Annotated in this window: 24 protein-coding genes and 2 pseudogenes; 23 read left to right on the top strand and 3 right to left on the bottom strand. The window is 34.8% G+C overall.

Annotated features, from left to right (window positions below):
- Positions 1-5: 5 nt before the first annotated feature.
- From ACK3CR_RS11165 to ACK3CR_RS11100, 14 genes and pseudogenes are all read left to right on the top strand, one after another.
- Positions 6-866 (top strand): hypothetical protein, encoded by an 861-nt coding sequence (locus ACK3CR_RS11165; protein ID WP_488975424.1) that lies wholly within the window; start codon positions 6-8, stop codon positions 864-866.
- Between the two features lie 223 nt (positions 867-1,089).
- Positions 1,090-1,350: a hypothetical protein gene (locus ACK3CR_RS11160; protein WP_120046362.1), complete on the top strand. Its 261-nt coding sequence runs from the start codon at positions 1,090-1,092 to the stop codon at positions 1,348-1,350.
- Positions 1,347-1,700: a hypothetical protein gene (locus ACK3CR_RS11155; RefSeq protein WP_124052389.1), complete on the top strand. Its 354-nt coding sequence runs from the start codon at positions 1,347-1,349 to the stop codon at positions 1,698-1,700. The genes ACK3CR_RS11160 and ACK3CR_RS11155 overlap by 4 nt, the downstream gene beginning before the upstream one ends.
- Entirely contained in the window at positions 1,697-2,884 is a 1,188-nt protein-coding gene (gene mobP2 / locus ACK3CR_RS11150; protein ID WP_488975422.1) for a MobP2 family relaxase, read from the top strand. Before ACK3CR_RS11155 ends, mobP2 begins: the two co-directional genes overlap by 4 nt.
- Positions 2,885-3,343: a hypothetical protein gene (locus ACK3CR_RS11145; RefSeq protein ID WP_488975421.1), complete on the top strand. Its 459-nt coding sequence runs from the start codon at positions 2,885-2,887 to the stop codon at positions 3,341-3,343.
- 1 nt (position 3,344) lies between these two features.
- Positions 3,345-3,725 (top strand): ASCH domain-containing protein, encoded by a 381-nt coding sequence (locus ACK3CR_RS11140; protein ID WP_488975420.1) that lies wholly within the window; start codon positions 3,345-3,347, stop codon positions 3,723-3,725.
- On the top strand, positions 3,704-3,979 hold the full coding sequence (locus ACK3CR_RS11135) for a hypothetical protein (RefSeq protein WP_488975419.1): 276 nt from the start codon (positions 3,704-3,706) through the stop codon (positions 3,977-3,979). Before ACK3CR_RS11140 ends, ACK3CR_RS11135 begins: the two co-directional genes overlap by 22 nt.
- Positions 3,972-4,928, top strand: a pseudogene (locus ACK3CR_RS11130) (ImmA/IrrE family metallo-endopeptidase); the annotation flags it as partial. The gene ACK3CR_RS11135 and the pseudogene ACK3CR_RS11130, both read left to right, overlap by 8 nt.
- Positions 4,929-5,325: 397 nt before the next feature.
- The gene (locus ACK3CR_RS11125) at positions 5,326-6,024 is read left to right on the top strand and encodes a hypothetical protein (protein WP_488975418.1); all 699 of its coding nucleotides are present in this window, start codon (positions 5,326-5,328) and stop codon (positions 6,022-6,024) included.
- 129 nt (positions 6,025-6,153) lie between these two features.
- The gene (locus ACK3CR_RS11120; protein WP_488975417.1) at positions 6,154-6,672 is read left to right on the top strand and encodes a hypothetical protein; all 519 of its coding nucleotides are present in this window, start codon (positions 6,154-6,156) and stop codon (positions 6,670-6,672) included.
- A gap of 106 nt (positions 6,673-6,778) precedes the next feature.
- Positions 6,779-7,729 (top strand): toprim domain-containing protein, encoded by a 951-nt coding sequence (locus ACK3CR_RS11115; protein ID WP_488975449.1) that lies wholly within the window; start codon positions 6,779-6,781, stop codon positions 7,727-7,729.
- Positions 7,730-7,741: 12 nt separating this feature from the next.
- Positions 7,742-8,368 carry a restriction endonuclease gene (locus ACK3CR_RS11110; RefSeq protein WP_488975448.1) on the top strand — a complete coding sequence of 209 codons (627 nt, stop codon included), beginning with the start codon at positions 7,742-7,744 and terminating at the stop codon, positions 8,366-8,368.
- A gap of 75 nt (positions 8,369-8,443) precedes the next feature.
- Positions 8,444-9,274 carry a DUF8626 domain-containing protein gene (locus ACK3CR_RS11105; protein ID WP_488975416.1) on the top strand — a complete coding sequence of 277 codons (831 nt, stop codon included), beginning with the start codon at positions 8,444-8,446 and terminating at the stop codon, positions 9,272-9,274.
- Positions 9,275-9,453: 179 nt separating this feature from the next.
- Positions 9,454-10,005: a L,D-transpeptidase gene (locus ACK3CR_RS11100; RefSeq protein WP_488975415.1), complete on the top strand. Its 552-nt coding sequence runs from the start codon at positions 9,454-9,456 to the stop codon at positions 10,003-10,005.
- Positions 10,006-10,059: 54 nt separating this feature from the next.
- On the opposite strand, the gene ACK3CR_RS11095 is transcribed toward ACK3CR_RS11100, so the two are convergent.
- Entirely contained in the window at positions 10,060-10,863 is an 804-nt protein-coding gene (locus ACK3CR_RS11095; RefSeq protein WP_488975414.1) for a hypothetical protein, read from the bottom strand.
- Between the two features lie 757 nt (positions 10,864-11,620).
- Here ACK3CR_RS11095 and ACK3CR_RS11090 point away from each other — a divergent pair.
- Positions 11,621-12,298 carry a DUF7003 family protein gene (locus ACK3CR_RS11090; RefSeq protein WP_488975413.1) on the top strand — a complete coding sequence of 226 codons (678 nt, stop codon included), beginning with the start codon at positions 11,621-11,623 and terminating at the stop codon, positions 12,296-12,298.
- A gap of 191 nt (positions 12,299-12,489) precedes the next feature.
- Here ACK3CR_RS11090 and ACK3CR_RS11085 read toward each other — a convergent pair whose 3' ends face one another.
- Positions 12,490-12,771, bottom strand: coding sequence for an AbrB/MazE/SpoVT family DNA-binding domain-containing protein (locus tag ACK3CR_RS11085; RefSeq protein WP_488975412.1), 282 nt, complete (start codon positions 12,769-12,771; stop codon positions 12,490-12,492).
- A 184-nt stretch (positions 12,772-12,955) separates the two neighbouring features.
- Between ACK3CR_RS11085 and ACK3CR_RS11080 the strand changes: the two genes are divergently transcribed.
- From ACK3CR_RS11080 to ACK3CR_RS11055, 6 genes and pseudogenes are all read left to right on the top strand, one after another.
- Positions 12,956-13,618 carry a ParB N-terminal domain-containing protein gene (locus tag ACK3CR_RS11080; RefSeq protein WP_488975411.1) on the top strand — a complete coding sequence of 221 codons (663 nt, stop codon included), beginning with the start codon at positions 12,956-12,958 and terminating at the stop codon, positions 13,616-13,618.
- A gap of 277 nt (positions 13,619-13,895) precedes the next feature.
- Entirely contained in the window at positions 13,896-14,393 is a 498-nt protein-coding gene (locus ACK3CR_RS11075; RefSeq protein WP_488975410.1) for a DUF6843 domain-containing protein, read from the top strand.
- Between the two features lie 483 nt (positions 14,394-14,876).
- Entirely contained in the window at positions 14,877-15,149 is a 273-nt protein-coding gene (locus tag ACK3CR_RS11070) for a hypothetical protein (protein WP_488975409.1), read from the top strand.
- A gap of 897 nt (positions 15,150-16,046) precedes the next feature.
- A pseudogene (locus ACK3CR_RS11065) lies at positions 16,047-16,292 on the top strand (EndoU domain-containing protein); the annotation flags it as partial.
- A gap of 2 nt (positions 16,293-16,294) precedes the next feature.
- Entirely contained in the window at positions 16,295-16,612 is a 318-nt protein-coding gene (locus tag ACK3CR_RS11060) for a hypothetical protein (RefSeq protein WP_488975408.1), read from the top strand.
- Between the two features lie 100 nt (positions 16,613-16,712).
- Positions 16,713-16,892, top strand: a complete 180-nt coding sequence (locus tag ACK3CR_RS11055) for a hypothetical protein (protein ID WP_488975407.1) — start codon at positions 16,713-16,715, stop codon at positions 16,890-16,892.
- Positions 16,893-17,175: 283 nt separating this feature from the next.
- On the opposite strand, the gene ACK3CR_RS11050 is transcribed toward ACK3CR_RS11055, so the two are convergent.
- Positions 17,176-17,691, bottom strand: a complete 516-nt coding sequence (locus ACK3CR_RS11050; protein ID WP_488975406.1) for a DUF6141 family protein — start codon at positions 17,689-17,691, stop codon at positions 17,176-17,178.
- A gap of 511 nt (positions 17,692-18,202) precedes the next feature.
- Between ACK3CR_RS11050 and ACK3CR_RS11045 the strand changes: the two genes are divergently transcribed.
- Positions 18,203-18,652 (top strand): SMI1/KNR4 family protein, encoded by a 450-nt coding sequence (locus ACK3CR_RS11045; RefSeq protein ID WP_488975405.1) that lies wholly within the window; start codon positions 18,203-18,205, stop codon positions 18,650-18,652.
- 332 nt (positions 18,653-18,984) lie between these two features.
- A complete protein-coding gene (locus ACK3CR_RS11040; protein ID WP_488975404.1) occupies positions 18,985-19,893 on the top strand; it encodes a restriction endonuclease in 909 nt (302 codons plus the stop codon).
- Positions 19,894-19,956 lie beyond the last annotated feature (63 nt).

The following is a 19,956-nucleotide window of genomic DNA, read 5'->3' as shown; positions in this document are numbered from 1 at the left end:
GAAACATGAAGGCATTGAAAGATTATAAGTATAACTTGCGAAGAAAAAGATCTTGGATGTTTTCTCTCATCATGGCGTTTATGTTCCTTGGATTCTTTACCTTTTTGACCTCAAAAGTGTATATCGCTTCGGATGAAAAATTGTATCATACCGAAACGAGAAAAACGTTAGATTTAAGCTCAAGTGGAACGGTAACGTTAGAGAAACGAACGTATTATCCGGTTCAACATCAACTCGAAATGGTGTTAAGAATGGATCAAGTCGATGAAGAAGATTTTCAGTTTAAGGCGCAAGAAAAAGCAAATTCAGGAGTAGATTTACCGATTAAAGTTTTGTACCAAGATGATGGATATTACGTCGTAAGGGTCAAACAATTATCCTCTAATTGGGAAGCCTTAGCGTTTGATTTGTATCAAAAACCAGTGCAAGAAGAAAGCGTGGATGTGGAGGGAAGTGAAGAAAAAACAGAGGAAAAAGAGCCTGAAGATGAGCTTGTTCAGACCATCTCCTCTGATCAAAGCAAAACGTCTACAAGTTCCGAAAAGTCATTAAAAAATATGCAAGCTTACGGCTTATTAGTGGTCGATATTCAGCAAAAAGAAGTGAAAAAGAAAATGAAATCCTATGAAAAAGCGATTGGGGTTGAAATGAAAAATCAGAGAGCTTTACGAAAAGAAATTGGCGAATTAAAAGCCGATATGGAGTATCAAATTGAGACGGAAAAAGCTGAAACGGAAGCACAAATTTCACTCAAAGAAGATGAGATTCGGATGAAAGAAGAGAGCATTAGTCTTTATAAAGATGAGAAGAAAATGTTAAAGGAAAAGCTCAAAAAGTTAAACGAAAAAGAGCAAGATCTTCACTAAAATTGAAAAAAGGCAGGTCGACCGTATATCAACACTACGTATTTTTTATATCAACAGTATATCAACAGTAGGTCGGCAGTATATCAACACTTCGAACGTTTCTGTGTACCCACGTTTTTGTTAGGCTTTGCCTAACCCCACACGGTCCGTGGGGGCAAAAACCCCTTATGCTCTTCTCTCTTTTTGGGTGTAGAGCACAGAATTTCGAGAGAGGATGAATGTAATGGATATTATCGTACGAAATATTGATCCAACAGCTGTAAAAAAGTTTGATGAATTGGCAAAAGAAAAAGGAATTTCACGACAAGAATTCTTGAAAGGTCAGCTTGAAACGCTGGCCTTTTTCCGTGAACAAACCAACCGTGAATTGCAACTTGAAAACATGTTAGAGAAAGTTCTTCAAATGATGGGGCAGTGCTCAAACACGATGGAAAATATGAATGACATTATGCATGAATTAATGGGAGGAGATGAATCGTTATGATAAAAGAACGTATGAAAATAACCTTACCACCGAAAGTCAAAAATTATATTCAAGCTTATATGGAGAAACATCACTTGCGCTATACAGGAGATGCGATTTCTCGTATATGCAAAGAACATGAGGAAGCACAAAAGGGAGAGAAGGATTCGTTAGAAAAAGTGGTAGAGGCGGTGTCTCAAAATATAGAGGATCTTTTAAAAAGAGAACGACTTCATATGAGAGAGGAGTTGTATTCTCTGGAGAAAAATATTCAACGCTCTACGCTCAATAGTATAAAAACCGTAGAAGATTACGGGATAAGACAAAGGGGTGAGCTCTTTGCTTCTTTTTTAGAGGAGTATAAAAAATGAATTCATCCTCTATTACACCGGGAGTCGTACTCAAAGTAAGATTTGTTACATCCAATAAGAAAGCTTATCAAGATTATGTGGATTATGTAGATCGTGACGATGCCAAAAAGGAACAGGGGGCACATGAAAAACTGTTCACGCTTTATCAAGATTATTTATCGAATCCTGATAAAACATCTGCTCTATTTACTCAACAATCGGATCGATTGGATGAAGAGGAGAAAAAGAAGGTTAAACAGTTATTCCAACAAGCGCAAGAAAATCATAGCCTCATGTGGCAAGATGTCATCACTTTTCATAATCCTTGGCTCGAAGAACAAGGGCTATATGATTCTCGTAGCCATACGTTAGATGAAAAAAAAGTCATGGATATTACACGGAAAGCTATGAATGAAATGCTTAAAAGGGAAAAGTTAAATGAGTCAGCCGTTTGGTCAGCTGCCATCCATTATAATACCGACAACATTCATATTCATATCGCTACGGTTGAACTTCATCCTACAAGAGAACGAGGCATGAGGAAGCAAAAAAGTATCGATGCAATGAAGTCTCAAGTCGTTAATCAAATGATGGATCGTGGAGACAGTCAAAAGAAAATCAATGATTTAATTCGTAAACATATGGTAGGCAGCAAGCAAAAAGATTCTTCTTTTAAATGGAGAAATCGAGAGCTCAAACCACTCTTTTTACAAATTTATAATCATCTTCCAGAAGATAAGAGACAGTGGCAATATAGATACAATACTTTAAAGCCTTTGAAACCTTACATCGATGAGTTAAGTCGAAAATATATTGAAAAATATCATGCAAAAGATTATCAAACGTTTGTAAAAAAATTAGATAAAGAAGTGGACGTTTTAAAGAAAGCCTACGGTGAAGGGAAGGAAGATCGGCATCGCTATAAACATTATAAGCAGAATAAAATTGATGAGTTATATAAGCGCATGGGCAATGCTTTTTTAAAGGAAATGAAGGAATATGATCGCAAGGAGAAGGCGCTTCAAAAGAAGCGCTTTTCTCATCCCAAGCAACAAACCTTCACCCAACAAGGTTCGATCCAACATGCTTTTCGGAAGATGGAAAGAGCCTTTAAAACAGAATATGAGAGTTGGAAAAACCAACGTCACTATGAACGTTTACAACAAAAAATTGAACGAAATCATGAACAGGAGAGGGAGTATTAGATGAATAAGCAAAGACGAATGATTTCTTTAGATGAAACAACGGATCAATATATTCAAGCTTATATGGAAGAACATCATTTTCGTTTTCCAGGGGAAGCGATTGAGGATATTTGTAGGAAGTATCGAGACGAAAAAGAAAAGGAATGGTCTCTACAATATATTTCCGAAGTAGTCAGCCAAAATCTACATGAGGTGTTAAAAAAGGAGCTCACGAAAATTCGTTTAGGAGCGAACGCTGCGGATAAAAATAGCCAAATTCTCATTGAATTACTGAATGGAATCTTCTTTAATAAATCGGAATTGGGAACGGGTTTTATTCCAACAAGCGTTCAAGAGGTAGATCCTGTACGCATTGCAAGAGAAGAAGTGGAGAGACGGATTGCTCACCAACGCCAAAAACGGATTGATTGGGAAGAGTCGAGAGGAAAGCAAGAAAACTTCTCGAAAGAAAGGCATTAGGATGAAAGGATTACTCATAAAGTCTCCGTGGATTGAGCTTATTTTTCAAGGGAAAAAGACATGGGAAATTAGAGGATCCAATACATCTATCAGAGGAAAGATTGCTTTAATTAAAAGTGGAACTAGCCACGTTTTTGGTACTGTTGATGTAGTGGATAGCAAGAGGCTTACATTCGATGAGTATGAAAAAAGTGAACAGTTTCATTGCATTTCGGGGAATAACAAATTTCAGGCACCATACAAACGCATACATGCTTGGGTATTAGAGAATCCCCAACGTTTTAAAGAACCTGTACCGTATCAACATCCCCAAGGCGCTGTCATTTGGGTGAATCTTAAAGACAAGGAGGAGGAAGCAAGATGTTATTCAATGAAAAAGTAACACTAGGAATCATTCAAGAGGTAGGAGATCAAGAAGTGATTTTATCGGTCCAAGGAGAGAAAGTGATAGTTTCTCTTTCTGAAGGAGAAGCCGCGGAACTTCATCAATACGTGCAAGTACAAGAGAATTGGTTAGTTCCCATCCATACTGAGACGCATGAGCTCTTTTTAGAGTATGAGGATCCTTGGAATGAGGAAGAAATGGAAGAATTAATGGAAATCAGTCGTTCTCATGAGGTGAACGAAGATGAGTAAAACCTATAAGAAAAAGTCAGTGGAAGAGAAGAAAAAAGAAGTGGAAAACCTCACCAAAAATATGGAGAAAAGAATTGAGCAACACTTTCATTCTCCTCAAGATTTAAAAGAGTATCTGAGCTTTATGGGGAAGTTTTATCAGTACTCGATATCCAATGTAGCCTTAATACAAAGTCAATTCCCGGGAGCACAAGCTGTCGGGTCTTTTGCATTCTGGAAGAGTAAAGGGTTTTCGGTTCAAAAAGGGGAGAAAGGCATTGCGATTCTGGTTCCTCAACGAACCGTACCGAAATTTAAGGATGAAAAAGGAAAATGGAAATCGGTGAATAAAGCTACAAAAGAGGAGAAAAAGCTGATTGAAGAAGGGAAAAAGGAGGTGAAAAATGGCGGATTGTATTTTTCAGTTGGATTTACGTTCGATATCGCTCAAACGAACGCAACAGCTCAAGATCTTCCGAAGATTTTTCCCAACCGTTGGCTAGAAGGAAATGTAGAAAACTATTCTATGCTGTACAAAGGAATGGAGGCCATTGCGGAAAAGAACGGCATTTCCATTGTGGATCCGAAAGAGGAGCTAGGATCCGCAAAGGGGGTAAGTTATACCTTAACAAAAGAGGTGGCTTTAAATCCCCGTAACTCTGAAAAACAGAATGTCAAAACGCTGTTGCACGAATTAACCCACGCCGTTTTGCATACAAAAGAGAAGTTCGGTAACTATACACGTGCTGAAAAAGAGTTCCAAGCAGAAATGACCGCCTACACGGTAGCTTCTCATTTTAACATTGATACAAGCGATTATTCGTTAGACTATCTCGCAAATTGGACGAAGGGTAAAGAGTTTAAGGATAAAACGCAATTGTTAAAAGAAGTTCATTCGACGTCAGTTAGTTTTATTGAAACAATTGAGGACCAACTTCAAAAGGGAAAAGAGCCATCATTAAATAAGGAACAAGGCCAGCAGCATGAAACAGATCCTCTTTCTTCTGCACATATTGGAGAGAGGCTAAAAGCATCTTACACGCACTATAGACAGTCTCTACAACAAGAATCTCCTCAAGATACCGACAGTATATTAGGTCGCTTAACAGCTGAAAACAACTACTACAACTCAAGACAAACAGCTTTAAATAAAGGATGGATGGGGGAAAAGGATATTGTGAAGATGGAAAAACAAGTGGTTTCCTCTTTTCATAAGGAAGAGAAGGATAAAAGCCCTCAAGCTTCACCCTTAAAAAAGAGAAAAGGAACGGTGAAAAAGAAGAAATCAGAATATGAGTTAGAGAGATAGGGAGCGAATTTAAAGCTCTCTTTTTTTACATTTCATTTAATCCAAGGAGGAAAAGAAGATGAAAAAAATCACATCGGTTACACCAGAACAATTTAAATCCATTACCGAGGATAAACGGGCATTAAAACGATTTGTGCAACGCCCTCAAAATACTAAAATCGAAGCTAAATGGTCCAATTTGAGTCCTGGGAAACTGAGTTCTTTAGAAGAGAATGCCGTGTATCTTTTACAGGAAGGAAAAACATCAAAAGATAAGGGGAAAGAGATGAAACCAACTGTTTTAATGGTCTCTCGGGATTCAGAAGGGAAGAAAGTCGCCTATGAAAGTGAGGTAGGCGCTACCTTTTTACAAGAGGCAGCAAAAGATATGCCATTAGATATAGAGGCGTTAATGAATAGAGAGAAAGTTCAAAACCTCATCCGTCAATATGCAATAGGGAATAAAGGAGAAGAAAAGTTCCCAGAACTCAAGATGGAAAAAACCTTAAAAGATAAGAATACACTTTTCTTTTCTGTTACCTCTATTGATACAAATAGGGATGGAGACCTAAAAGGGAATATTAATCTTGAGACAGGACGAATCAAGGTATATGAGAGAGAAATAATAGATGGAGAGAATTGGAGTGAAAATTCTTGGATTCTTCAAAAAGAAGCGAATCTCCAAGAACTGATTAAGGGTCAAGATATTGCACCTGCATTCGATTATGCAAAGGAAATGAGCCAAAAATATGAAACATACTTACAGGCTCAAAAATAAGAAACACCCGAACGGACGGATACGGTTTTAGATCGTATTGTTGCTGAACAGAACTATTTTACTTTTAAAGAAGACTTAGTCCAGGAACATGGACTTTCAGAGGAAGAGGTTAAGGGAATTGAACGTCAGGTGATGAAAGCCTTTCATCAAGGTAACGAACAAACACCAGAGGAGAAGTTTAAAGAAGCCTATAAACAACAGCTTCAAGAAGTTTTAGAAGAGCCTCAGGCGGAACAAACCTACAAAGAGCAGTATAAACAAGAGGTATTGAAACAATTAGGTTTTTCTCCTTCTAAAGAAAAAGAAGAGTCAAAAGATAAAGAGAAAACTACGAATGGTGTTCAAATGAAAAAAGAAACCCCAGAAGAACGGGAAAAGCGTCTTCAACAAATGAAGGAATTTGAAAGCAAACAACCTTTTTCTAAGGTCTATCAGCTCAAAAAAGAGGTTTTAAAGGAATTGAAGGATCTTCCTCTTACAGATGCTCAAAAAGCGAAACTGACGCAATTAGAGAAGTCTTTAGATCAGGAGAAAAAGGCTTATGATAAGGATCATGCCCAAGAAAAAGGCATTAAAAAGCTTTTTCAAGGAGTAAAAGGGAAAAAGGCAGCCAAAAAGAAACGAACAGAATATGAATTAGAACGTTAAGAAAAAGATTGAAAAGAGAGCTGAATGTTAAGCTCTCTTTTTTCATTTTATAGAAGAGGGAGGGTCTTCATTGGGGAATCGAAAATTCGTGCGAAAGGATGAGAAGATGAAAGCAAAAGAGGCCGATTTGCTATCATACCTAGAGTCCAAAGGCGAAACGTTCAAGAAAGAAGGTAAGTATTATCGTCATACCGAACATGACAGCTTAATTATTCGTGACAATATGTATGCCTGGAATAGCCAAAATGAGAAAGGATACGGGGCCATTAATTTTGCCAAGATGTACTATAATTTATCGTTTGTAGAAGCTGTACAGGACATCAACGATCGAAACCTTAAAACCTTTACTCGTTCCCACTCTAATGAGCAAGAATCAACAAAGCCTTTCCAATATCCTCAACACCTTGAAGTGAAGAATCAAGAAAAGCTCAAACACTATTTAATCCAGGAACGAAAGATTGATCCTCGTTTAGTTCAATGGCTGCTTCAAAAGGATTTAATCGCACAAGACAAACGAAATAATATTGTCTTCAAATGGAGAGAACAAGGAGGAAAAGGCAACATTATAGGAGCCGATCGACAAGGAACCATCAGAATGGACCATGGGCGAGGTTCCTTTAAACAAGTGCTGCCCGATGCCAAAAAGGATGCAGGGTTTACTGTGGATGTAGGAAAGCCCACGAAATTGTATATGTTTGAAAGTCCGGTGGACCTTTTATCGTATTGGAGCCTTCAAAAAGAGAAACTTCAAGGTGCTCGGCTTGTGAGTATGAATGGTCTCAAAAGTCGTACCGTTTTACAATCTTTCATTGATGCAAGGAAAGAAGGATCCGACATTAAAAAAGTGGTATTATCCGTTGATAACGATGAGGCGGGAAAGAAGTTTATTCAAAAGATGCATTTGCTTCTCAAAGAGGACATGATTCAACCTAATCTTCCGTCCAAGGAAAAAGATTGGAATGACGTATTAAAAAAGACAGGACAAGGGAGAGAACAACAACCTCTCCACCAAGCCAAAAAGAAAAGAAAACCGGTATACGAACAGGAGATGGCATAAGTGGAAAATACAATGGTAGCTTTTACTACCTTTTTTCTTATCATGATCGCCTTTTACCTTATACGTATTGTTTATCGGAGATTACAAGAACGAACGGCTATGAAACGATTGGCCCGTTCCGGTATTCAATACATTGATCAAATGGATGGGTTTCAATTCGAGACGTACTTAAAAGCCTTGTTTCAACAATTAGGGTATAAAGCTCACGTAACCCCTAAAAGTGGTGACTTTGGGGCGGATCTTATTATGAAAGGACAACAAAAGATTGTCATTCAAGCAAAGCGATATGGATCCAAAAATAGAGTCAGTTTATCAGCTGTGCAAGAAGTCTATGGAGCCCAAGCTTATTATAAAGCCGATGAAGCGTGGGTTATCACGAATAGTTCCTTTACGAAATCAGCAAGAGCCTTAGCCGAAGCGTGTAACGTGCAGCTATTTGATCGCAAAGCCCTTCAAGAGTTGATTTTAGAAGTAAATCCTACTCACACAGCCGAAAAGGTGTATCGAGAGATAGAACCAGAGCCTCGTACATGTCCAACGTGTGGTAAGTCATTAGTGGTACGCCAAGGAAAGACGAATCGCTTTTTTGGATGTTCCTCTTTCCCTCAATGTCGTCATACCGAAGCGATTCATAAATAACAGGTCACATGCATTCATGCATGTTTTAAGTCCCTTTAAGGGACTTTTTTATTTCAACATAAAGGGGAGAATAAAATGAGTTCTTATAATATTTATCAAACATTATGTGATGTGGTGAAGAAGGCTTATCCGGTAGAACAGTATCCTAACAATGCTTTTACGAAGTTTTTTGTTGATATTAAAGTCAAAGAAATGAAAACGATCCATGGACGCTATTATCCTAAAACGAGAAAAATTGAGATCTTTAACCTTTCTCTTCCCAATGGTCATATTATAGCCACTTCTTTACATGAAACTGCGCATCACATTGACCACTGCTTACGTCAAAAAAGTGATCATACCAAAGTGTTTTATGAAGTTTTCCATCACCTTCTTGTTACCGCAATGGGGATGGGGTTAATGAACAAAGAGGATATTTTGACGGAGGAAGACAGTGCTGATAAGGAGCGATTAGAAAAGCATTTCGGTCCCATTGAAGAGTGGGAGATTCCAGACCAGGAATATAAGAAAGATCAATATGTAATCAAGGTGCGTAACTCCTTTTCGATTAAGGATAAATTGAAGAAGAGAGGGTACAAATACAGTTCTTTAGAGCAAGCGTGGACGAGAGAAATCAATGAAGACGAGGTAGAAGAAGAAAAAAATACGGTTGCTCAATGGATCGATGAAAAGTGTATTGTCGTAGAGCAAGCCAATACGATGAAAATTGAGTCGTATTATTATCTATGTGTTTCTAATTGCTATGATCATCGAGATTACTTGAAGGAAAATGGCTTTAGATGGAATGGATATGGGGTGAAAAAAGCCTGGGTGAAAAAGATCCCTACCCAGTCTTTACAAAAAGAAGAAGCAAAGCTTTTACACCTAGTCGATGTTAAGGTGAAGGTGACGGCTAAGAACAGGTAATTACTTCCTCCTTTTCTTTGTAACCCAACATTTTAACTATTTTTTTACACTATTTAGTAATTAGGGATAAATCTTTTTACCTAAAATTCTATTTATCATGATTTAATGAACAAGTATCTCTTATGAAGGGATACTTGTTTGTTTTATATAAAAATAAGCAATAGAGGAGAATGGGCTTTATGAAGAAACTATTTAAAACGATGACTGTTTTGGCTTTGTTCATGGTCTTGTTAAGTGGAATGATAGCAGGTAAAACGGAGGCAGCAAGTAACACAGCAAATCAGGATCTGATCATTATCAACAAGTATTATAATAAACTAGCGTATTATCATAATGGCTACCTTGAAATGGTAGTGCCTGTTGCAACAGGGAAGACGTGGGATAAAACACCGGTTGGATTTTTTAAAGTTGTTAATAAAATTAAGAATCGACCATATTACACGGGTAAGATTCCTGGGGGAGATCCGCGCAATCCATTAGGAAAACGTTGGTTAGGAATTAATGCAAATGGAACATATGGTGATACATACGCCATTCATGGAAATAACAATGAAAGCAGCATTGGAAAATATGTGAGTCAAGGGTGCATTAGAATGCATAATGCTGATATTGAAAAGCTTTTCGACAAAGTTCAAGTGGGAACGTCAGTTAATATCACCTATTCTTATAGAAGTTTTCAGGAGCTAACCAAAGTGTATGGCTATAATTTCAAAGGATATAATACGAAGTAATACATGAAGGATCCACTCTTCAAGAGTGGATCCTTTTTTTGTTGGGGGCTTTCATTAACTTTGCGCTTCGACATAGTGATCTTCTAAAACCCCTTTATCCAAGTCAAGAGTAAACAAATGTACAGGATAGTCTACATAGTCTTTACCTTTTTTCATGGCTGTAATTTGAACTTTAGTATCATCCACCCAACCAGACTGAAAATAATCATATTCCTGTCTATCTATGCTTCCTGCTTTTATCTCTACAAATTTTGTCAATTCAGTTTTAGCTTTTCCATAATACACTCGAATAGGCGAGGTTTTATCTCGCTGAGAAGAACCTAAAGAGAAGGTCACAGCCCTATATTCAATTACATTTTCATGACCTGGAGAATAGCTTTTTTCAAACGTTATGTATCCTAAATTTTTATGGATGACTTTAAATGGATTTGTATCCTTTCCGTAATTACGCTTAAACTCAATCACTTCTGGTATTTGTTCATCACCATCTAGAGTAATAAAGGCCTGTTCATTATTCAGCCATTCAACGGAAATATTCGTATCATTAAGATTCATTCCATCGTTATGTATACTCGTCTCAAGGTACTCTTTTCCATGTTTAATTCTAACGGTTGAGGGACCAAAAAAACCTGCGTTTTCCCCTCTTTCTATCACTTCAATAGCTTGAAGATGATCTGGGGAATAACTCTTTACAATTACCGTTTCTTTAAACCATATCAAGTATAAAAATATTCCTACAGAACATACAATGAGTGTTAGTATGGCACCCACACAAACGATTATCCAACCTAAACAACCTAACCCTAGAAATGATTTTTTTAATTTATTCTGGTTATGGGTTGTTTCTTCTTTATTCACTTTCATCACCTTTACCTTATATTCCGAAATTATCCACTTGTTTGTTAAGCTTATCACATATATAAGATCTATGTTTTAAAATTGATAAAAGAATATGAGCAATGAAAAGTCTATATTAAAAGAGGTCTAAATTCTACATTTACTGGACGAATATCCACGAAACAAAAATATATGCAGAATAAGTGCTGTGCTCCTCATGACGTTGAAATTAAGCTTTTAAATGCCTATTATAGTCAGAATCCTTATCCATAAATTCTCTTAGGAAGTTATTAAGATTATCCATCTCCTCCTCACAAAGAACTTTACCATCCAAAGTTATCTTCTGATTACTAATTTGCTATATAAAACCCTTTTAAAGTAAGTGTATATATTTCTGAAATTTCCATATTAATTAAATTATCTGTGAAAATTATCCTATGTAAAATGTTCTATTAAACTATATACATGTCTAGCATCAATGATGTATTATATACAATGCTCTCAAATTTCAACTTGGAAATGTAAGAATATGTTGAATTTAGAGTAATATTAACCCATTTGCGTGGAAATGGGTTGTCATACTTGTGGAGCGAAAAAACCGGGTACTCGAAGAGGGAATTGGATTCTAGATCACCAACCTGGTAATAGTGTAAGAGGAAAGAGAAGACAACGACTCTACCCTCATTGTAAAAAATGCTCTAATACCCAAGGTGGCCACTTTTCTAAGTATTCTAAAACAAGAAGAAAAGTACTACACAAATGAGAGGATGTAATGTAATTGTTAGCAAATGAAATTTTAAAAACACTTGATAGTTATGCTAAAAAACTTGATTTTCCAATGTTTGATAATATAACCTTCAATAATGCTAATAGTAGAATCTCTGTTTATAGGAATGAACAAGAATGGTTAATTGGATTTGAGATGGTTGGAGCAAGTTCTAATAATATAGAAAATCTTTTATTTGCCTATGGTAATGGGATTAGAAATAATGGTCTTGTCATAGCAATTGATGATATCTTTGATAACTTCAATGACTCTTACTATGATAATGATGGTAATTTAATTATTGATCCATTTAATATAGAAGTTGATTTAAACGATGAAACAATTACTCTTACTCCTTCTAAAGCAGACTATAGCAATATCGGAATAAAGGAACCAGAACCATTTAGTCATACTAAATTAGTAAGAATATTGTCCGCATATTATCCAGAGAAGTTTTTATTGAAAGATGATGAAATCCTTGAAGAAATAGGGGTTGATAATATCCCACTATTTTATCGTACTGAAGCGTGGGAACATCCTGCTCTTACGGAAAACCAGTTACCAAGTGATACTGAATTCTTTAACAGTTTAGCGTTAGCTATTGAAACAGGTAATACTCAACTTATAAGTAATAATAAACCTAATACTAAATGGGTCAACTGGATAGAAAATGATTTAGAGGAATATTAAGTAGAAAAGCATTTTATAAACAACATGTAGCGCAATTACTACATGTTGTTTTTTTAGTAATAAAAAGTACATATTAAAAGAGGCCTGAGTTTTGCATTTGGTGGAGGAATACCCACGAAACAAAAGATAAATGCAAAATGCAGGCCTATCATCACATCTACACATACTCATTTATACCTGTCTTTTATCTCTTAGACGTAAACATCAATTTTCCCTACTTCTTTAGAAAGAATCTCGATTCCTTCTCGACTAAGTACCACTTTTCCGTTTGCTAATACCATATTTTCTTCGGATACTTTACCTGTAATCATACATGCTTTATGGTATTGATATTTTCTTAAGATGATTTGATTCTCATCTACGAAGATTTCTAAAGGATCATTCTTCTCAATAGCAAGGTTTTCTCTGAGCTCCTTTGGTAAGACGACACGACCTAATTGATCAACTTTTCTTACAACACCTGTATTTTTCAAATAAACAACCCCTTTGTTTTCATGATAATTTTATTGTAGCAAATATAGGAAATATTAATAATGTAGTAAATTCATAAAATGATGGAAAAATAAATTCTTTCTGTTGTTTTTTTGATTTGGCCTCTGTTCAATCCTATATAGGGGTATATATACTAAGTATATAGAAAGAGAAGGAGGGAGAACGATGGCTCATAAAATCACTGTAACTGGCTGTCCGACTAGCTCAATTCAAGACTATGGTAAGTACCTGGCTTTTGATATGGAGGAAAAGGGAAGTCCCAATGCACCAAAAGGTATACCATTTAAAAGTAATGCCATTACCTATACGGTTGTGCTGAGTCTCAAACAATTTAACAAATTAAATATAGTCCAAGAGGAGTTTTCTCAACGACGTTTCGTGGTTCAAGGGGAGCCTTGTTTGGATATTCCGTTTGAACAATGTACAGGTGAGATTGGCGTTATCTGTATGCAGATACAAGAAATCGAGGACAAAGGAAAAGAGGCAAAACAACCGAACCAAACACCGAAAAAGGGTTCAAGAGCTAAAAAACAAGAGGGAAGTCAACCTCAAGAAGAAAGTAAACAACAGCAAGAGAAAAAGCAGATTCTTGTTCCAAAGGGAACGAAGGATTGGATGTCCTTAGAAAAAATTAAGGTTCCGGAAATCTTTCTTCAATTTACCCCAGGAATAGAGAAACAAAAGGCAGTAGAAGAAAGTATTGAGCAGAATGGAACGGTAGATAAACCCATTATTATTAATCCAGATACACACGAACTTGTAGATAGTTATAGTCGTTATTTTATAGCCAAGAAAAAGAATTTAGATCGTGTTCCTGTACATTATTAAAGGGAATTCCTATATTTATTGAGTGCATAAACTCTCTAGTTTTTATGCACCCTTTTTATGTTTAAGGATCACTAAAACCTTGGTAAAATAACGATGTATAAAATCTTGCATAACGGAGAAAAAAGAGAAGTTCCAAACTCCTTGGGGGACAAGGGTTCTGGAACTTCTCCACTTCCTCTAAGATAGATTATGGGATTAATAATTTCTATCTAAATCTATTAATTCAAAAAAGCTGGGTATATCGTTTAGTTAGGGATATATGAAAAAGGAGGAAAGAATGATTAAATTTGTAACAATCTCATTTGCTCTCTCATTTATCTTAGGAGGATGTTCTAATTTGAATAATGATCAAATAAAAGAAGAAGTCTTGATCCCAAATGGGCACAAAGGTTGTTCCTATGTAATTTATAATAAAAAAGGCGCCCCTAAATTAGAAAAAAAAGATGATAAGATTATTTATAAATTGAATGAAGAAGGTGCAATTGCAACTTCATCTTCCGAAAAGTTTGGTTGGAGTGATCCAGACTCCGATACCCAAGATGTTGAGACTAAATACTACTATGTTGATGAAAGTGGAAATAAAATAGATGAAATACCCTTAGAAAATATTCAGCAAGCCGGTATAGGATCATCATCAAAACCTGCCGAAGGAAAGAAAGAAATAAAATTTATGCATTTCTTTATAGGGAATCAAGAGGAATATAGTAATTTTCAGGAAAGCACGGATACCGGTGGTTGCTTTGGATATAAAGAAATTCTAGAAAAAGTAAAATAAAAAGAATAGTTAGGTTGTAATATAGATTAGAAAGCTCCCTTTTTTAAATGTAAGCATAAAAGATAAACTTAAAAGAGGAGACTTATTAATGGCTATTGTATATTTAAAATTAAAAACTGGGATCCCTTATTGAATGATTGGAAATCCTTTTGATGGTCAGCATAATTAATATATAGAAGATGATATGTCTTTAGAAAAAAGTGCATAAGCTCCTAAGTTTTTATGCACTCTTTTTATATTGGAGAAGGGAAGAAAGCTTGGTAGCTCAACGGTGTATAAAATCTTGTATAAAGGAGAAAAAAGATAAGTTCCAGATTCCTTGGGAGACAAGGGATCTGGAACTTATCAACTTCCTCTAAGATGTATTATGTAAACTAGTTTTGTATATAATATTCATTTACTTTCTATTTTTATTTCTTCCATTTTATGAAATAATTGTTTAGTTCCTTTAAAATTAGATTATTGCATATGTAAGGAGGGGAAATGATGAGACGTGCAGTAGGGATATTTCTTATTATTCAATCTTTTTTAACTTACATAATTGTAGATGCACTTTGTGATCCTTTTAAAATCAAGGAAAAAACTACAGCGATAGATTTAGATACTGGAGTTACTTCAGTATCCTATTCATATAGATTACCTGGGATCTATTCGTTAAGTTGTGTCATTCTAATTATTACTTTCATTCTTGGAATATACTTTATTCTAACAAGAAAAAAGAAACGAGAATTAAAAGACCAATATTTTTACGGCTAAAGGGTGCTTAACTTCAATAAACAACTACAAGGATCTTCTAGTCTAAGGTTTTTTGATTGGATTAGAAGATTTAAGTTGGATTGATGCGATAATCTTTATTGTCTTTTCCTTATTCTTAGAAAAAGTATCAAATTCAAATAGGGATGAAATATTGTATTGTTATAAGAAGTAAAGGGGTCCCAAAAGGAGATCCCTTTACTTCTTATAACAATCATTATCTCAACTAATCGTGAATATCTTATACATCTTAAAAACATAAAAGATTTCTTATAATTCCTGTTATATCAAGTAAATAAATTATATGTTTTAATAAATTAAAGAGGTTTTAAAAAAGGGGTACATTATGGGGATTACAGTAAAGAATTTATTGTTATTTATTTTATGGGGAGGGTTAAGTGCTTTTATTTTTCAATTAGTTTCTCCTTCAAGCCTTTTAGTTCAATGTATACTTATATTTTTCATTGGATCTATTGGAGCATACCTAGGAAACTATTTGAGAGGCCTACGTAAAAAATAAATGGGATAAAAGCCTTTTATTTAAAAAGATTTTACTACCGATAACGAAGATTATGTTAACTAATTTCGTATAGTTTATATATAGTGTTTTATGGTTTATCTTTCGATGAGATGGAATTAAAAGGAATTTAAGAAGAGGGAAACGGCATTCGAACTGTTTCTTGTTACAGTGGGGATTATTGTTCTTACCCTTCTTGATTATTTTATGTTTGACCAGGACAAAAGGAGATAGGGATGGTTTAATAAGAAATCCAAATCTCAACAATTCGTAATATGTATTTTAGTTTTGCTTCTTGCTTTCGGTGTAAATATTGTTTCTATATTAAAAATCCCCTAGTCTTTTTATTTCTAGGGGATTTTTAATTTCCTAATAAGTTTTGGGTTTACAAAGCAACTATTGAAATAAACGGAGAGACCAAGTTTTCTATATTTTTTCCTGATAGTTGGAATCATGTCAAAGTGCTAGATGCAATCAAATGTGCGAGAAGTACTGTAGATAATTTTAGTAATGCAGAAGGGTACGTTGGTAAAACAAAAGAAGGAATGAGGGTTAAAATGTGGTTAAATGATAAGGGAATTGTTGATACCGCCTTCCCAATTTATTCTAGAGGAAAGGGGGAAAAATAAAAATGGAATATACTTTTGAACTTAATGTAGATGATTTTTATATCCCAAGGCTAAATAATGAATTTAAACTTATTGAGCTAGTATTTGAAGATATGGCTTCTGTTGGTGAAGCTATTTTCAAAGACTTCATGGAAAATGTAATAACAGAAAAAAGTGAACGTGAAGAAATTTCAGGGAATATATGTAGCTTAGAAATTTCAAAAAAGTATACAATAATAAGCACTGAATTTGTAGATAGTTGCGTAAACAATGAGTTAAGAGTTGAAACTAATGAGATGTTCAAATTAATAAATGAGTGGGTCGAAAAAAACGATCTTTGAATCCTTAAGCTTTTGCCGAGCTTAAAAGAGACCTATTCAATTATATTTTCAATAGATAATAGTTTTAAAGGAAACAAGATTACAACATAGGGGAATAGAATTGATGAAAACTTTATTATGCGGTACATGTGGGAAGGAAATCCATCATGCTGTTTATACAACTCTAGTACTAGAGGGCAAAGAAACTGATGTATGTAACTACTGTCTTATTAATGTTCATGGCCTTGATAGAGATGTCTTCAAAGATGAACCATTCGATATAGAGTTTTATAACGTTTAATTAAGATAATTGGATTTTTTCTCGTAGATCGGGGAAGGATCTTATTAACAACACATGTAAATTACTGATGAAATGAGGTGGGGGGAAGGGGGGAATAAGGTAGTATAGAAAAAGCCTTTATATGAAAATATAAGGGCTTTTTTTGACAAGAACAAAAGTTATGTTGCCTGATTTATCGTTACTTTAATAAACCTTGATTATCTTCTACCTGTGTGGCTCAACAGTCTTGTCCTATAGTTAGTAATGAGATTGATACCACATCTTGTTACTCAAAATGAATCTTTCATACCCTTTGTGTTAAATCTATAGCTTTTACTATTCCTTCAGGATTTTGGGAGCCCACCACCACAGTTTTATTTCTGTTTAATTGTAATTCTACCCCTTGGTCTCCCCCCATGTTATAGGCAGTTTCTCCTTTAAAATTTATACGTATGCCCCAACCTCCAAACCGTGTAAACGAGTTATACTTAATGCTCGTATAACTAACCATATCCTTAAATAAAAAGGACTTGTATCGAATATGGAACGGTGCAAAACGGATATATATACCATCTTCACGTACCTCTGTTATTAGCTTCATGAACCCTAGCAGACCTAGTGGAAAGGCAATCCCAAAAATAAGCCAAAGAATTAGCAGAACGGCGTTAGGAGCTGGATTATCGCCCATTGAAATGCCAAAGATAACTTGTTTTATGAAGATATACCACATAAACACTGCAATAGCCAGAATCACAATCCATATCCAAATTTGGCGAGGGCGCTGAACTTCACGAAAGATAACATGCTCTTGTTCTTTCATTTAGAACCACCCCTTATCATAAGAATATTTTTCTACTTTTACTCTAACATATTATTTTACCTAACATTTTTATTTTTAGAATAAAAAACCTGTATTTCATATATGATCTTTTTACTTAAATCCTTATTTAAATTAATATTTAGCATGAATTATATTTAGTGTAAAAACCATGGTTTTTGAGGCATTGTTGTAATCAGGCGTTTTACTTCTTAAATCCAATCCTTTTTTGTTTCAAAACTTATTTTAAAATCTGCATATCATAAAAGAGTGTTTTTGATACATGAAAAATATATCAATATTACTTCATCTCCCAATTGCAAAATACGCGAAGGGGTGCAAGGGAAGCTGCTAGTAAAGGAAAGTAGAGCTCTTCTCTCTAAGAAGAATTAGGGTATATTGTATCCGATATGCAGAAAACAGGTTTTTTAAGGAAGACAATTGAAGACACATTAGAGCAACAATATAAAATGTTAGATAAACTAAAAGTTGAATATAAAAAGGTGGAATTCTAATGAGTATATTAGATAACTTAACTAGTAAATTTAGAGTGGATGCAATAGAGGAACCTTCAACGGAAGAATCTATAGAACAACTCAAATTGTTTTCTCCTGTAGAAGTACCTGATGATTATATAGATATTATTAGAACAGGTACAGATGTTGAGATTAATGCCCAAGTTGAGGATGGAGATGGTGAATATGAAATGTATCTTCGTATTTGGGGAGCAGACGCATCTCTTGAAAATAGCGAGGGGTATAATCTAGATAAATATATTCCTAACAGTCTTATGATTGGTGACAACGAGGGTGGTATGGCAATTATTTATGGTACAGGAAAGGAAGGTCTTGGTATATATCTAACAGGGTTTGGGGATTTGGATATAAGTGATGCCATTTATATTGCCCCATCTCTAAAAGATTTATTAACAAAAAATGTAGGAATAGAAAATCTGGAAGGATGATTTTTAACTCTTAAAGAGCATGGCATATAGCCTGCCCTTTTTTTATGCGGAAAATGAAGATTTTAGTCACAATTTCTGTTGCAAAATTAAGTATATCCATCCTAAAAAATCATGAAAGTAGTAAGAAATACAGAAAGATGCAAGGGAGACAGGTACAAGTAAACAATTAAAAGTTTTCTCAATATTCATCCCGAAATGTTATAATGAAACCGAAAATGATACGTGAACAGTTTAGTGCACTTCAACGTATAAAGAAACAGCAACCTATTTTGGCTTGCTGTTTCTTTATACATACATAAATTTGAAATATATAATCAAAAGGAGATTTTAAAATGGCCGTCCCAGATTATCAGTCATTTATGTATCCATTATTAGAACTATTTATGGATGGTAATGAACATACTTTACAAGAAGCATATATATACTTGGCAGATCATTTTAATTTGACAACAGAGGATAAAGAAGAGGTTCTTCCTAGTGGAAAGCAACTTGTTTATCATAATCGAATTGGTTGGGCGAGAACTTATTTAAAAAAGGCTGGATTAATTAAAGATGTAAAAAGAGCTACATTTGTTATTACAGAGCGTGGTCAAAAATTATTGCACGACCCCCATGTAACAGAAATTAATAAAAAATATTTAATGAATTACGAGGAATTTCAAAAATTTCAAAATAAAAAACAAGATGAGGATAATGGTTTATTAGATAAATGCGATAAAGATGATCTAACTCCACAAGAGTTGCTTGATCAAGGATATAAGGAGATTCAGCAACAAATTAGTGACGAAATTCTTGAACGTGTGAAAGGGTGTACACCAGAGTTTTTTGAAAAACTTGTAGTTGAATTGTTAGTGGCTATGGGGTATGGAGGCTCTATTGAGGATGCTGGTAAAGCAATTGGGAAAAGTGGAGATGAAGGTATTGATGGTATTATTAAGGAAGATGTCTTGGGGTTAGATATGATTTATGTACAAGCAAAGCGATGGGAAAACGTCGTTGGCCGTCCTGAAATTCAAAAGTTTGCTGGAAGTTTAGAAGGTCAACGTGCACGTAAGGGTGTTTTTATTACAACCTCTGATTTTACAAAAGGTGCAAAAGAATATGTAAATCTAATTGAGAAAAAAATTATTTTAATTAATGGAACGGATCTGGCGGGTTATATGTTTAAATATAATATTGGTGTTTCAAAAATAGCTGAGTATATATTAAAAAAAGTTGATTTAGACTACTTCGAAGAATAATAGTTTTATGGACACCATTTAATTAAGCTCTTCCTTTAGCTATAAACGTCATTTAATTCTAAG

The sequence above is a fragment of the Priestia sp. TRM10 genome (assembly GCF_057808375.1).
The sequence above is the reverse complement of the archived record's forward strand: the minus strand, read 5'-3'. Positions and strand labels throughout refer to the sequence as shown.

Coding starts and splice junctions, on each gene's coding strand:
- ACK3CR_RS11165 (WP_488975424.1), top strand. CDS start 6: ATGAAGGCATTGAAAGATTATAAGTATAACTTGCGAAGAAAAAGATCT.
- ACK3CR_RS11160 (WP_120046362.1), top strand. CDS start 1,090: ATGGATATTATCGTACGAAATATTGATCCAACAGCTGTAAAAAAGTTT.
- ACK3CR_RS11155 (WP_124052389.1), top strand. CDS start 1,347: ATGATAAAAGAACGTATGAAAATAACCTTACCACCGAAAGTCAAAAAT.
- mobP2 (WP_488975422.1), top strand. CDS start 1,697: ATGAATTCATCCTCTATTACACCGGGAGTCGTACTCAAAGTAAGATTT.
- ACK3CR_RS11145 (WP_488975421.1), top strand. CDS start 2,885: ATGAATAAGCAAAGACGAATGATTTCTTTAGATGAAACAACGGATCAA.
- ACK3CR_RS11140 (WP_488975420.1), top strand. CDS start 3,345: ATGAAAGGATTACTCATAAAGTCTCCGTGGATTGAGCTTATTTTTCAA.
- ACK3CR_RS11135 (WP_488975419.1), top strand. CDS start 3,704: ATGTTATTCAATGAAAAAGTAACACTAGGAATCATTCAAGAGGTAGGA.
- ACK3CR_RS11125 (WP_488975418.1), top strand. CDS start 5,326: ATGAAAAAAATCACATCGGTTACACCAGAACAATTTAAATCCATTACC.
- ACK3CR_RS11115 (WP_488975449.1), top strand. CDS start 6,779: ATGAAAGCAAAAGAGGCCGATTTGCTATCATACCTAGAGTCCAAAGGC.
- ACK3CR_RS11110 (WP_488975448.1), top strand. CDS start 7,742: ATGGTAGCTTTTACTACCTTTTTTCTTATCATGATCGCCTTTTACCTT.
- ACK3CR_RS11105 (WP_488975416.1), top strand. CDS start 8,444: ATGAGTTCTTATAATATTTATCAAACATTATGTGATGTGGTGAAGAAG.
- ACK3CR_RS11100 (WP_488975415.1), top strand. CDS start 9,454: ATGAAGAAACTATTTAAAACGATGACTGTTTTGGCTTTGTTCATGGTC.
- ACK3CR_RS11080 (WP_488975411.1), top strand. CDS start 12,956: ATGGCTCATAAAATCACTGTAACTGGCTGTCCGACTAGCTCAATTCAA.
- ACK3CR_RS11075 (WP_488975410.1), top strand. CDS start 13,896: ATGATTAAATTTGTAACAATCTCATTTGCTCTCTCATTTATCTTAGGA.
- ACK3CR_RS11070 (WP_488975409.1), top strand. CDS start 14,877: ATGATGAGACGTGCAGTAGGGATATTTCTTATTATTCAATCTTTTTTA.
- ACK3CR_RS11060 (WP_488975408.1), top strand. CDS start 16,295: ATGGAATATACTTTTGAACTTAATGTAGATGATTTTTATATCCCAAGG.
- ACK3CR_RS11050 (WP_488975406.1), bottom strand. CDS start 17,691: ATGAAAGAACAAGAGCATGTTATCTTTCGTGAAGTTCAGCGCCCTCGC.
- ACK3CR_RS11045 (WP_488975405.1), top strand. CDS start 18,203: ATGAGTATATTAGATAACTTAACTAGTAAATTTAGAGTGGATGCAATA.
- ACK3CR_RS11040 (WP_488975404.1), top strand. CDS start 18,985: ATGGCCGTCCCAGATTATCAGTCATTTATGTATCCATTATTAGAACTA.